Consider the following 12,049-nt stretch of genomic DNA (forward strand, 5'->3'; position numbering starts at 1 on the left):
TTATAACGTTCGAAAACAATTGAACAAGCTAATCGTATAAGCCGTACTAGTGAATCGACTAAGTGCCAGCAAGCGCAGGAAAACCGGGGCCTTCGCGGGGCTTGTTTTTTCTCCCGTAGTTGGCGTAGAGTTTGTCCACTGTGTTTGCATGGGTCAGCTTGGAATCGTGACCTGGGCAGTAGCCTACAAGTTAGCTACATCCCGTTCGACGTCTTCTTACTCTCCTGCAACCAGCCCCAGTACTCTTTCATGAGAAGGAGACTGTCATCAATTTTTGCGTCAAAGGAAATAAGAAATGTCCACACGTCAGAGCGGTACCGTCAAGTGGTTTAACGACGAGAAAGGTTTTGGTTTTATCACTCCAGAAAGCGGTCCGGATCTGTTCGTGCATTTCCGCGCCATTCAGGGCAACGGCTTCAAGAGCCTGAAAGAAGGCCAGAAAGTGACCTTCGTTGCAGTGCAAGGCCAGAAAGGCATGCAGGCTGACGAAGTACAAGCCGAAGGCTGATCTTCTGTTACGAAAAAGCCCCTGATATTGATATCAGGGGCTTTTTTGTGGGCGCAAATCCGTAAAATGGCGCTTCACTTTCCGTCCAGAGGCTGCCATGTCGAAACACCTGCTCACCCCCCAGGGCGATTTCCCCGCCGTCGGCCTGGGTCGTCGTCTGGCAGCGATGTTCTATGACTTTTTGCTGTGCACCGCTCTGCTGATCGTGACCGGTTTTGTTTACAAGCTGATCCAGGCGGCAATCATCGGCGAAGAGCGCCTGCGCGTCATGACCGACGCCGGGCAGCTGGATGGCGATCCGCTGTACTCCACGGTGTTGCTGTTGGTGCTGTTTGGCTTCTTTGCCAAATTCTGGACCCACGCCGGGCAGACCCTGGGCATGCAGGTCTGGGGCATTCGCGTGCAGAACGCCGATGGCACTGCGATCAGCCTGTGGCAGGCGTTGCTGCGGTTCATGGTGTCGATGGCGTCGTGGCTGTGCCTGGGCCTGGGTTTCTTCTGGTCGCTGCTCGATAAGCAGAAGCGCGCCTGGCATGACATCTACTCCGACACGCAGCTCGTGCGAATTCCGAAGAAAACCAAATAATCCTCCAGATGCAAAAACGCCCCGATCCAATCGGGGCGTTTTTGTTTGCGTCGCAAGGTCAGGCGTTGCCGGCCAGCTTCATCCGCGCGGCCTGAGTGAAATCGAGCATGCGCTTGAGCGGGCGGATCGCCTGAGGAATGAGAGCCGGGTCGACAAAGATCTCGTTCGAGCCGTCCTTCAGGCACTTCAGCGTGCGCTCAAGGGTGTTCATGGCCATCCACGGGCAATGTGCGCAACTGCGGCATGCCGCGCCGTTACCGGCGGTTGGTGCCTCGATGAAGACCTTGTCCGGGCACAGCTGCTGCATCTTGTAGAAGATACCGCGATCGGTGGCGACGATCAGGGTCTTGTTCGGCAGCGATTGAGCGGCGGCAATCAGCTGACTGGTGGAACCGACGGCGTCCGCCAACTCGATCACCGAAGTCGGCGACTCCGGATGCACCAGAATGGCCGCGTCCGGGTACAGCGCTTTCATGTCTTCCAGCTGCTTGGACTTGAACTCTTCGTGGACGATGCATGCACCATCCCAGAGCAGCATGTCGGCGCCGGTCTGACGCTGGATGTAGGTGCCCAGGTGCTTGTCCGGGCCCCAGATGATGGTTTCGCCGTTGTCCATCAGGCTTTCGACGATTTCCAGTGCACAACTGGAGGTCACTACCCAGTCGGCCCGGGCTTTGACGGCGGCCGAGGTGTTGGCATACACCACCACGGTGCGTTCAGGATGCTGATCGCAGAACGCCGAGAACTCATCCACCGGGCAACCCAGATCCAGCGAGCAGGTGGCTTCCAGGGTCGGCATCAACACACGTTTTTCAGGGTTGAGAATCTTCGCGGTCTCGCCCATGAATTTCACGCCGGCAACCACCACGGTCTTGGCCGGATGGGCGTTGCCGAAGCGCGCCATTTCCAGGGAGTCGGAAACACAACCGCCGGTTTCTTCGGCGAGGGCCTGGATGATCGGATCGCAATAAAAGTGGGCAACCAGCACCGCGTCCTGAGCCTTGAGCTCGGCGGCGATGGCGGAACGGTAATAAGCCTCCTCCTCGGCTGTCAGCGGCTTGGGCTGCTTGGCGTCGAGATGGGCTTGTACCAGAAGGCGTTCGGAAATCTGCGTCATGTTCGCAAGACCTGCAGGCGCATTCGCGCGAAAGTCGAGTATACACCCGGCTCCGGACCGCTTGAGGGTACCGCCGGGAAAGTGAGTATTATCAGGCACGGACAGCAATGAAGCTGCGCAAGGCTACAGAATATCCCGTTGATACAAAAGATGATTCTGACCTGCGTCACGGCGGGAAGAAACGAAGGGAGAGATGCACGAATCTCAGGCAAAAAAAAACCCGGAAATCCTCACTTTCGTGGGCCTTCCGGATTTTCTAAACCGCCAAATATGGTGGGTCGTGTGGGATTCGAACCTACGACCAATTGGTTAAAAGCCAACTGCTCTACCAACTGAGCTAACGACCCGCTGTGTGGTGGCGCGTATAATACTGATTTTTAAGGACTATTCAACACCTAATTTAAAAAAATCAAAAATAAGGTGTCGGGTCGCTGATTCCGGCCGCCGCGAAGCCTTCTGCACGCAGTCGGCAGCTGTCGCATTTGCCGCAAGCGCGGCCATCATCGTCCGCCTGATAGCAGGAAACGGTCAGCCCGTAATCTACTCCAAGCTTCACGCCTGCCTGGACGATCTGCGCCTTGCTCAGGTTCTGCAGCGGTGCCTGGATGCGGAAACCATTGCCTTCCACACCGGCCTTGGTTGCCAGATTGGCCATGCGCTCGAACGACTCGATGAACTCGGGACGGCAATCCGGGTAACCGGAATAGTCCACTGCGTTGACGCCGATAAAGATGTCGCGGGCGCCGAGCACTTCAGCCCAGCCCAAGGCCAGCGACAGGAAAACCGTGTTGCGCGCCGGCACATAAGTCACCGGAATGCCTTCGCCCAGCTCTTCCGGGATATCGATGCTAGTGTCGGTCAGGGCCGAACCACCCATGCCGTTCAGGTTCAGGCCGATCACCTTGTGCTCGACAACGCCCAGGTCGCGGGCAACGCGAGCGGCGGCATGCAGTTCGGCGTGGGAACGCTGACCGTAATCGAAACTCATGGTGTAGCAGGCGTAGCCTTCAGCGCGGGCCATGGCCACGACAGTGGCCGAGTCCAGGCCACCCGACAGCAGGATTACCGCACGTTTTTCGCTAGTGTTCAGTTGTTCAGTCATCTCAGCGCCCCGGCTCATCATTCCATAGATATTTATGCAGCTGCAGTTGCAGGCGCACTGGCAGGTTATCCGCCACGATCCAGTCCGCCAGATCCCGAGCATTCAGGTCGTGGTGACTTGGGGAAAACAGCACTTCACCCGTACGTCGCTCAAGACCGTACTGGATCAGCTTCGATACCGCCCAGTCATAGTCGTCCCTCGAGCAGATGACAAACTTCACCTGATCGTTGGGCGTCAGCAGTTCGATGTTCTCGTAACGGTTACGATGGGCTTCTTTGGAGTCTGGCGTCTTCAGGTCGACCACCCGACTGACCCGTGGATCGACCGCCGAGATGTCGAGGGCGCCACTGGTTTCAATCGAGACTTCATAGCCGGCATCGCACAATTGCTTGAGCAAAGGGATTGCATTGGGCTGTGCCAACGGCTCACCGCCAGTGACGCAGACGTAGCGCGGGCGAAAGCCGGCCACTTGCTCGAGGATGTCGTCGAGGGTACGGATCGTGCCACCGCTGAACGCGTAGGCGCTGTCGCAGTATTGGCAACGCAATGGGCAACCGGTCAGGCGCACAAAAACAGTGGGCAACCCGGCAGTCCGCGTTTCCCCCTGCAACGAGTAGAAAACTTCGGTAATTCTCAATGTGTCTTGCATAGTCGCCACGGGCGTAACAGCTAAACAGGCTGTCCGCCTCCGTCAGGCACCTCTGGCAACCCCGCCAACGCGTAGATCACCAGAAGCGTGTTTCATAAAAGGGCGTGAATTCTAACGAAAAAACCCGCGACAAGCGCGGGTTTCTTCCAAACGGGTCAACGCTGTTACATGCGTTGCAGATCGCGCTGGGCCAACTGAGCGGCGGACGTACCCGGATACTGGGCCACCACCTGCTGCAGAATGCCTTTGACCTTGTCGGTATGACCGAGGCGGCGCTCTACGTCAGCCAGCTTGTACAGCGAATCCGGCACTTTGGCGTGCTTGGGATACAGCTGCGAAACCTTGGCAAAAGCCTGACCTGCACCTTGCAGATCGCCTTTGGCCAGGTTCACTTCACCCAGCCAGTACTGGGCGTTGCCCGCGTATTGGCTGTTCGGGTATTTACGCAGGAATGCGGCAAACGCCTGGCTGGCCTTGTCGAAATCCTTGGCTTTGATCAGGTCGAAAGCTGCGTCGTAATACAGCTTTTCCTTGGCCGGATCAGCCGGTTCGCTACCTGCGGCAGGTGCCTGGGCGGCAGCAGCGGCGCCGGCTCCAGCAGCAGCACCGGCAGCAGCACTTGCATCGCCACCGGCAGAAGAATTCTCGGGAGTCGCGGCTGGTGCAACGCCGGATCCTATGCGCCGATCAAGATCCTGGTATCGCTCCAGGGATTCCTGCTTCATGCGCGCAACCTGATTCTGCAGTTCTTCGATCACGCCTTGCTGGCGAGATATCTGATCCTGCATTTGTTGCAGTTGGTTGAACAGCATGCCTTGTGCCGAGGCAGGGGCCGAAGCCGCTCCCCCGGCATAGGCGCCGTTCGTACCGTAACCTGCAGGCGGATAACTGCTCCCGCTATTGTTATAACCGGAGTTGTCATCGACCACAGGAACCGCAGCCCACGCCGCAAGCGGCGCGAGGCTGAGAGCCAGAACAGTTACAGCACGACGGCACGTTCGCATATCGAATTACTTACGCAGTTCGACGCGACGGTTTTGAGCCCAGGACTGCTCGTCGTTGCCGGTAGCAACTGGACGCTCTTCGCCGTAGGAAACCAGTTCCAGCTGAGCTGGGGAAACACCTTGCAGTACCAGGTAGCGCTGAACGGCTTTCGCACGACGCTCGCCCAGTGCCATGTTGTACTCACGAGTACCACGTTCGTCGGTGTTGCCTTCCAGAACAACGCGAGCGCCGTTTGCTTTCAGGTCTTTGGCGTGAACGTCCAGAGCGCGCATGGCTTCTGGCTTCAGGTCCGAGCTGTCGTATTCGAAGTAGAAGGTGGTGATTGCGCGCAGAGCAGCTTCTTCGCTCAGGGAACCGTCAACTGCACCAGTGTTTGCGCCGTAACCAGCGTTTGGATCAACAGCGCCTTCACCGGCGTTGTCGCCGCCTTTGGACGAGCAACCTACAGCTACAGCCATGGCCAGAGCCAGCGCAGCAAATTTACCAAACTTCAGCATTTCCATCGTGAAACTCCTAATGAACCCCAGTGTGTTAAGTAAAACGTAAAGCGCCGCGTCAGTTCAGGTAAGGGGACCAGGACGGTTCTCTGACTTCGCCTTGAGCGGTAGGAAGCGGGAGCCTCACGCGTCCATTAATGGACACGAGCATCAAGACTCCCCGGCCCTGCTGGCGGGTGGCGTAGATTACCATGGTGCCGTTGGGCGCAACAGTAGGCGACTCGTCCAGAGTGCTATCAGTGAGGATTTTTACACTTCCGCGCTGCAAATCCTGAGCCGCCACTTTGAAATTGGTGAAACCGTCCTGACGATGGATCATCACCAGGGTCTTTTCATCCGCCGAAAGCTTGGGGTTGGCGTTGTAGTTGCCCACGAACGTCACACGCTCGGCACCGCCACCGCCAGCACTGGTCTTGTAGATCTGCGGTTTGCCGCCACGGTCGGAGGTGAAGTAGATGGTCGAACCATCCTTGCCCCAGTACGGTTCGGTATTGATGCCAGGGCCTGCGGTTACGCGGGTGATCTGACGCGAACCTAGGTTCATCACGTAGATGTCCGGGTTACCGTCTTTCGACAGCACGAACGCCAGGCGATTGCCATCCGGCGACCAGGCTGGCGCGCCATTCAGGCCTTCGAAGTTGGTGATCTGCTCGCGGCGACCGGTGTCGATGTTCTGCATGAAGATGCGCGGACGCTTCTGCTCGAACGACACATAGGCGATACGCTTGCCGTCCGGTGCAAAACGCGGCGACAGGATCGGCTCACGCGATTGCAGCAGGGTCACGGCACGGGCGCCGTCATAGTCCGAACGCTGCAGGGTGTAACGGGTGTTCTTCTCGGAGAAACGCTCGGCCGTGACGTACAGCAGGCGAGTCGAGAATGCACCTTTGATACCGGTCAGTTTTTCGAACGACTGATCGGAGATGTAGTGCGCCATGTCGCGCAGCTGTTCGGTGGTACCGGACACGCTGCCGTCAGCCACTTTCTGTTCGGTGGCGACGTTGAACAGAGCCCACTGCACCTGCAGACGGCCACCGGCCGGCACGATGCTGCCGACCATCATGTATTGCGCGCCCACCGCCTTCCAGTCACGGAAGATGATTTCGCTTGGCTGGCTTGGCTGGCTGATCATGTTTTGCTTTGGAATCGGCGAGTAATAGCCCGAGTTGCGCAAATCGTTACCAATGATTTCAGCCATGTCATCCGGCAGGACGGCACCGCCCTGGAAACCGAACGGTACGACCGCGATCGGCGTTGCCCGATCGCTGCCGCTGGTGACCAGAATGTTCTTTTCATCCGCCATCGCGATCCCTGCCATGCAGCAGATCACGACCAGCATTCCTCGAAGAAGGTTTCTCACAAGGCTAGATCCTCAGGTGTGAATGTCATCTTGAATGAACGATACGGAGCGAAATCGCTCGGCTTCATTCCCTGCATTTCCGTCAAACGTCCAATATTCTTGACCGCTGCCACTGCCGACGCATCGAACGGACCGTCGCCACTGGACTTGGCCACGCTGACCGAGGTCACCGTACCGTCCGGCAACATGCCGATCTGCAGCACAACCGTCATGCCTTTGCGTGCTGAAGGTGGACGCGCCCAGCCTTCTGCTGCCCGCGCACGAATCAGGTCATCGAAACTGCCCGCGACTTCGTCGCCCTGCTCATCGGCCAAGGCCTGCTGGCGCTGCGGCGTGTCGGAAAGCAAATCTGCCAGGGCCTGAGCCTTTTTGTCTTCGGCGGATTTACGTGCCGCTTCCTGCGCTTTCTTCTTCGCAGCATCGGCAGCAGCTTTCTTCTTCGCGTCTTCGGCGACTTTCTTCTTCGCCTCTTCAGCTTCAGCTTTCTTCTTGGCGTCTTCGGCGGCTTTCTTTTTCGCGTCTTCGACGATCTTCTTCTTGGCTTCTTCAGCGGCCGCTTTCTTGGCCTCTTCTTCAGCAGCCTTTTTGGCTTCTTCTTCGGCTTTCTTCTTGGCTATATCAGCCAATTGTTTCTCTTCTGCCTTCTTGGCTTCGGCGGCTTTCTTGGCGTCGTCGGCTTTCTTGGCTTCATCAGCCTTCTTCGCCTCGTCCGCTTTCTTCGCCTCATCGGCCTTCTTGGCTTCCTCGGCCTTTTGAGCCGCTTCTTCTTTCTTTTGTTCCGCAGCCTTCACCGCTTCCTGCTCGACCTTTTTCTGCTCCATCTGCTCGACTTCGGTCTGGCGCGCGGCGGATTTCTTCGCCTCACCCGCAATCTTCTGATTGGTCTGAGTGGTTGCCTGACTTTTCGATTTCAGCTGGTACAGGGTCGCCTGGACAATCGGCTTGGCTGGCGGCAGCTCCGGGGTCAGGGCGAAACTGACAAACAGCATGCCGAACACCAGCACGTGCAAGCCAATCGCCCAGACACTAGGCCAGAAGTAGCTTTCCGAGGCGGACGGCTCTCGCTGTTGCTGCATCAGGGCGCCTCGGTGATCAAGCCAACGTTACCGACCCCGGCTTTCTGCAACCCGCCCATGGCGCCCATGACGGAGCCATAATCGACGGACTTGTCGCCACGGATGAAGACCTGGGTACGCTTGCCACCTTCAGTGCCGGCGCGAATGATCTTGGTCACCGCGTCGGTCATCTGTGGCAGGGTCATGGCCCGGTCCTGCTGCTTCTCGGTGTCGACTTCGCTGCCAAGGTTCCAGTAGTAGGTCTTGTCCGACTTGATCGAAATGGTCAGCACCTGGGTGTTGTTGTCCTGCGGCAAGGCTTCGCTGGAAACCTTGGGCAGATCCACTTTCACGCCCTGATTGAGCATCGGCGCAGTCACCATGAAGATGACCAGCAGCACCAGCATCACGTCGATGTAAGGCACTACGTTCATCTCGGCGACCGGCTTGCGCTTGTGTCGGGCTCGAGTGATTAAAGCCATCGGGAAATACCTGCTTATTCTTCGCTGGTGTGCACTTTGCGGTGCAGGATCGCCTGGAACTCATCGGCGAAGGTGTAGTAGCGGCTCAGCAAGGTTTCGCTGCGGGCAGAGAAACGGTTGTAAGCGATAACGGCCGGGATCGCGGCGAACAGACCGATCGCGGTGGCGATCAGGGCTTCGGCGATGCCGGGTGCCACGGTGGCCAGGGTGGCTTGCTGGGCGCTGGCCAGACCACGGAAGGAGTTCATGATCCCCCATACGGTACCGAACAGACCGATGTACGGGCTGACGGAACCGACGGTGGCGAGGAACGGCAGGCTCTGCTCGAGCTTTTCTTCTTCGCGGGAGATGGCGACGCGCATGGCACGGGCCACACCTTCCATCACCGCTTCAGGATCGACGCCTGGCTGCTGACGCAGACGGGAGAACTCCTTGAAGCCGGCACGGAAGATCTGCTCGACACCCGAATCCGGATCCGGGTTGCTGCCGGCCTGACGGTAGAGTTTGGACAGGTCGATACCCGACCAGAAGCGCTCCTCGAAGCTCTCGAGGGCACGTCGACCGGCGCGTATCAGATTGCTGCGCTGAAAGATCATGATCCATGAGGTCACCGATGCGGCCACCAGAGTCAACATTACCAACTGCACCACGATGCTGGCATTGCTGACCAGGCTCCACATGGAGGAATGGTCGACGACGTTAGCTTCCACGCTTTATCTCCTGCTTTGAGTGTGTACCCGTGCCGACCGCGTCGGCAAAGGCCGCACGCAGGTCTTCGGGAAGGGCCCGGGGTTTCAAACTGTTAGTGCGCACACAGGCCACCAGAAACTGCCCTTCGCAGAGCAGCACATTATCCGTTGCCCGCCTGACCTGCTGTCGGAAGCGCAGGCTGGCACGGTTCAATTCGATTACATCAGCGCTTACCAGAAGCTCGTCGTCCAGTCGCGCCGGCGCGTGATAACGCGCTTCGCTGGAATGCACGACGAACAACAGGTCCTCCCCGGCCAGCGCCGATTGGGCAAAGCCCAGCTCCCGGAGCCGTTCGGTTCGAGCCCGTTCCATAAACTTGAGGTAATTAACGTAATACACGATGCCGCCCGCATCGGTGTCCTCGTAATAAACGCGACAACGATGTGCGAACGGCTCAAGCCCGTTTTGCGCGCGCATACTCTAGTGCTTACTCCTCGGGTTGCCAATCCAGCCAGGCAACTGTTTTTCATTGTTGGAAGGCTTTATCGCAAAAGTACCGTCCTGTGACAGTACAAACGCTGAATAAATCGACAATAAATGTGTATCAATCGTCCACGGCATCGAGAAACTCGTCTGCCACGGGCATTTCGCCCATTCGTGTCGGAATGTTTAAACCAAAATGCAGGTACGCGTGGCGGGTCACCACCCTGCCCCGCGGCGTACGCATGATGTAGCCCTGCTGAATCAGGTACGGCTCGAGCACGTCTTCGATGGTGTGGCGCTCTTCGCTGATCGCCGCCGCCAGACTGTCGATGCCCACCGGACCGCCGTCAAACTTCTCGATCATGGTCAACAGCAGACGCCGGTCCTGATGATCGAAACCATGCTCGTCGACGTCCAGCAGGTTCAGCGCCAGATCTGCGACGGACTTGGTGATGTGGCCCTTGGCCCGGACTTCGGCGAAATCCCGCACCCGGCGCAGCAGACGGTTGGCGATCCGCGGCGTGCCACGGGCGCGGCGGGCAATCTCGAAAGATCCTTCCGGATCCAGCGGCAAACCGAGGATATTCGCCGAACGGCTGACAATCGTCGCCAGGTCAGCGGTGCTGTAGAACTCGAGGCGCTGGACGATACCGAAACGGTCACGCAAAGGGTTGGTCAGCATGCCCGCCCGCGTGGTTGCACCGACCAGGGTGAACGGTGGCAGATCGAGTTTGATCGAACGCGCCGCCGGCCCTTCACCGATCATGATGTCGAGCTGGAAATCTTCCATCGCCGGGTACAGTACTTCTTCGACGATCGGCGACAGACGATGGATTTCATCGATGAACAGCACGTCGTGCGGCTCAAGATTGGTCAACAGCGCCGCCAGATCCCCCGGACGCTCCAGCACCGGACCGGAAGTGCTCTTGATCGACACGCCCATCTCCTGGGCAATGATGTTGGCCAGCGTGGTTTTACCCAGCCCCGGCGGACCGAAGATCAGGGTGTGGTCGAGGGATTCGCTACGGCCACGGGCGGCCTGGATAAACAGTTCCATCTGCTCGCGAACGGTCGGCTGGCCGATGTATTCGGCCAGGCTGACGGGACGTATCGCCCGATCCTGGACTTCTTCGCGCTCACGCGGACTGTGCGTGGCGGCGATCAGACGATCAGCTTCAATCACTTAAATCATTCCCTTCAGGGCGCGTCGAATCATGTCTTCGCTGCTCAGGCCTTTCTCTTTGATCGCGGAAATCGCCTTGCTCGCTTCCTGTGGCTTGTAGCCCAGGGAAATCAGTGCACTGACCGCATCGTTCTCGGCGGTGTTGACCGGCGCCGGGCCGTCCGGCTGGTTCGGCACCAGGGCGAACATGGCCGGCGAGGTTTCCCAGGCCTTGAAGCGATCCTTCAGTTCGACCAGCAGACGCTCGGCGGTTTTCTTGCCCACGCCCGGCACCTTGGTCAGCGCCGAAGTGTCCTGTGATTGCACGCAGCGGATCAGTTCGTCGACTTCCAGACTCGACATCAAGGCCAGGGCCAGTTTCGGTCCAACACCATTGAGACGGATCAACTCGCGAAAAAAGTCTCGCTCACGCTTGCCGGCAAAACCATAGAGTAACTGCGCGTCTTCGCGTACGACCAAATGGGTGTGCAAGGTCAGCGGTTCACCGACCGACGGCAGACGATAAAGGGTGGTCATGGGCACTTCCAGCTCATACCCGAGGCCGTTTACATCCAGAATCAGGTGCGGCGGCTGTTTCTCAGCCAGAGTGCCGCGCAAGCGTCCAATCACGTTTCAGATCCTTGAGCGTTGGCCAGCCGTGGGCTGGCGACCGACAGAGCATGGATTCACGGCCGACAACCCAGGCACGAAATCCACATTCCGTAAAAATGACTGCTGATGCTATCAGAGACGCAGGCGCCCGCCACGACTGCGTGCCGTTCCCAAGCCGTGCGGCAACAGACTGGAGCGCGTGTGAGCGTGACAAATGGCAATCGCCAGGGCATCCGATGCATCGATTTGCGGTTTGCTGGTCAGCTTGAGCATGTGCATGACCATCATCTGCACCTGCTCTTTATTAGCGGCACCCGTGCCGACCACGGCCTGCTTGACCTGGGTGGCCGTGTACTCGGCGATTTCCAGGCATTCTTCGGCGCCGGCAACGATAGCGGCCCCCCGGGCCTGCCCGAGCTTCAGCGCCGAATCGGCGTTTTTCGCCATGAACACCTTTTCGATGCCCATGGTGACCGGACCGTAGGTCTGGATGATTTCGCGCACGCCGCGATAAACGATCTGCAGACGTTCATGCAACTCGCCAGCGCCGGTACGAATGCAGCCCGATGCCACGTAGATGCAGCCGCCGCGTCCGGTATCGCGAACAATCCCGTAACCGGTGATACGCGAGCCGGGGTCGATACCAAGAATTAAAGTCATAACGCCTGCGGGTTCGGTAAAAACACAAAAATCAAAACATCAAATAACCAATGCGGGAGCGGGCTTGCTCGCGAAGGCGGC

The 12,049-nt window shown here is 58.3% G+C and carries 15 protein-coding genes and 1 tRNA gene; 2 read left to right on the top strand and 14 right to left on the bottom strand.

Annotated elements, in window-relative coordinates:
• Positions 1-295 precede the first annotated feature (295 nt).
• Both K3819_RS22665 and K3819_RS22670 read left to right on the top strand, forming a co-directional pair.
• On the top strand, positions 296-508 hold the full coding sequence (locus K3819_RS22665; protein ID WP_003237709.1) for a cold-shock protein: 213 nt from the start codon (positions 296-298) through the stop codon (positions 506-508).
• Positions 509-605: 97 nt separating this feature from the next.
• Entirely contained in the window at positions 606-1,094 is a 489-nt protein-coding gene (locus tag K3819_RS22670; RefSeq protein WP_085610805.1) for an RDD family protein, read from the top strand.
• 58 nt (positions 1,095-1,152) lie between these two features.
• Here K3819_RS22670 and nadA read toward each other — a convergent pair whose 3' ends face one another.
• The 14 genes from nadA to ruvC all read right to left on the bottom strand — a co-directional run bounded on the left by nadA (position 1,153) and on the right by ruvC (position 11,968).
• Positions 1,153-2,211, bottom strand: coding sequence for a quinolinate synthase NadA (gene nadA, locus K3819_RS22675; protein WP_064383746.1), 1,059 nt, complete (start codon positions 2,209-2,211; stop codon positions 1,153-1,155).
• A 271-nt stretch (positions 2,212-2,482) separates the two neighbouring features.
• Positions 2,483-2,558: transfer RNA gene (locus K3819_RS22680), tRNA-Lys, on the bottom strand.
• 62 nt (positions 2,559-2,620) lie between these two features.
• Positions 2,621-3,313 carry a 7-cyano-7-deazaguanine synthase QueC gene (gene queC / locus K3819_RS22685; RefSeq protein WP_221397994.1) on the bottom strand — a complete coding sequence of 231 codons (693 nt, stop codon included), beginning with the start codon at positions 3,311-3,313 and terminating at the stop codon, positions 2,621-2,623.
• A 1-nt stretch (position 3,314) separates the two neighbouring features.
• A complete protein-coding gene (gene queE / locus K3819_RS22690; protein WP_085647304.1) occupies positions 3,315-3,962 on the bottom strand; it encodes a 7-carboxy-7-deazaguanine synthase QueE in 648 nt (215 codons plus the stop codon).
• Positions 3,963-4,126: 164 nt separating this feature from the next.
• Positions 4,127-4,966 (bottom strand): tol-pal system protein YbgF, encoded by an 840-nt coding sequence (gene ybgF, locus K3819_RS22695; protein ID WP_221397995.1) that lies wholly within the window; start codon positions 4,964-4,966, stop codon positions 4,127-4,129.
• A gap of 6 nt (positions 4,967-4,972) precedes the next feature.
• Complete coding sequence (pal, locus tag K3819_RS22700; protein WP_003178634.1) at positions 4,973-5,470, bottom strand: peptidoglycan-associated lipoprotein Pal; 498 nt, start codon at positions 5,468-5,470, stop codon at positions 4,973-4,975.
• A 52-nt stretch (positions 5,471-5,522) separates the two neighbouring features.
• Positions 5,523-6,803 carry a Tol-Pal system beta propeller repeat protein TolB gene (gene tolB / locus K3819_RS22705; protein ID WP_166742344.1) on the bottom strand — a complete coding sequence of 427 codons (1,281 nt, stop codon included), beginning with the start codon at positions 6,801-6,803 and terminating at the stop codon, positions 5,523-5,525.
• A gap of 17 nt (positions 6,804-6,820) precedes the next feature.
• Positions 6,821-7,900 carry a cell envelope integrity protein TolA gene (gene tolA, locus K3819_RS22710; RefSeq protein ID WP_064383749.1) on the bottom strand — a complete coding sequence of 360 codons (1,080 nt, stop codon included), beginning with the start codon at positions 7,898-7,900 and terminating at the stop codon, positions 6,821-6,823.
• A complete protein-coding gene (gene tolR / locus K3819_RS22715) occupies positions 7,900-8,352 on the bottom strand; it encodes a protein TolR (RefSeq protein WP_162130475.1) in 453 nt (150 codons plus the stop codon). Before tolR ends, tolA begins: the two co-directional genes overlap by 1 nt.
• 23 nt (positions 8,353-8,375) lie before the next feature.
• On the bottom strand, positions 8,376-9,071 hold the full coding sequence (gene tolQ, locus K3819_RS22720; protein WP_039766018.1) for a protein TolQ: 696 nt from the start codon (positions 9,069-9,071) through the stop codon (positions 8,376-8,378).
• On the bottom strand, positions 9,061-9,528 hold the full coding sequence (gene ybgC / locus K3819_RS22725; RefSeq protein WP_007951203.1) for a tol-pal system-associated acyl-CoA thioesterase: 468 nt from the start codon (positions 9,526-9,528) through the stop codon (positions 9,061-9,063). Before ybgC ends, tolQ begins: the two co-directional genes overlap by 11 nt.
• Before the next feature lie 127 nt (positions 9,529-9,655).
• Positions 9,656-10,717: a Holliday junction branch migration DNA helicase RuvB gene (gene ruvB / locus K3819_RS22730; protein WP_085610808.1), complete on the bottom strand. Its 1,062-nt coding sequence runs from the start codon at positions 10,715-10,717 to the stop codon at positions 9,656-9,658.
• Positions 10,718-11,326, bottom strand: coding sequence for a Holliday junction branch migration protein RuvA (gene ruvA / locus K3819_RS22735; RefSeq protein ID WP_007951205.1), 609 nt, complete (start codon positions 11,324-11,326; stop codon positions 10,718-10,720).
• 114 nt (positions 11,327-11,440) lie between these two features.
• Positions 11,441-11,968, bottom strand: coding sequence for a crossover junction endodeoxyribonuclease RuvC (gene ruvC / locus K3819_RS22740; protein WP_007962095.1), 528 nt, complete (start codon positions 11,966-11,968; stop codon positions 11,441-11,443).
• Positions 11,969-12,049 lie beyond the last annotated feature (81 nt).

This window comes from Pseudomonas sp. 3-2 (assembly GCF_019710535.1).
GTDB classification, from domain to species: domain Bacteria; phylum Pseudomonadota; class Gammaproteobacteria; order Pseudomonadales; family Pseudomonadaceae; genus Aquipseudomonas; species Aquipseudomonas pharyngis.

Coding starts and splice junctions, on each gene's coding strand:
- tolA (WP_064383749.1), bottom strand. CDS start 7,900: ATGCAGCAACAGCGAGAGCCGTCCGCCTCGGAAAGCTACTTCTGGCCT.
- K3819_RS22670 (WP_085610805.1), top strand. CDS start 606: ATGTCGAAACACCTGCTCACCCCCCAGGGCGATTTCCCCGCCGTCGGC.
- queC (WP_221397994.1), bottom strand. CDS start 3,313: ATGACTGAACAACTGAACACTAGCGAAAAACGTGCGGTAATCCTGCTG.
- tolB (WP_166742344.1), bottom strand. CDS start 6,803: ATGCTGGTCGTGATCTGCTGCATGGCAGGGATCGCGATGGCGGATGAA.
- queE (WP_085647304.1), bottom strand. CDS start 3,962: ATGCAAGACACATTGAGAATTACCGAAGTTTTCTACTCGTTGCAGGGG.
- nadA (WP_064383746.1), bottom strand. CDS start 2,211: ATGACGCAGATTTCCGAACGCCTTCTGGTACAAGCCCATCTCGACGCC.
- ybgF (WP_221397995.1), bottom strand. CDS start 4,966: ATGCGAACGTGCCGTCGTGCTGTAACTGTTCTGGCTCTCAGCCTCGCG.
- pal (WP_003178634.1), bottom strand. CDS start 5,470: ATGGAAATGCTGAAGTTTGGTAAATTTGCTGCGCTGGCTCTGGCCATG.
- ybgC (WP_007951203.1), bottom strand. CDS start 9,528: ATGCGCGCGCAAAACGGGCTTGAGCCGTTCGCACATCGTTGTCGCGTT.
- K3819_RS22665 (WP_003237709.1), top strand. CDS start 296: ATGTCCACACGTCAGAGCGGTACCGTCAAGTGGTTTAACGACGAGAAA.
- ruvC (WP_007962095.1), bottom strand. CDS start 11,968: ATGACTTTAATTCTTGGTATCGACCCCGGCTCGCGTATCACCGGTTAC.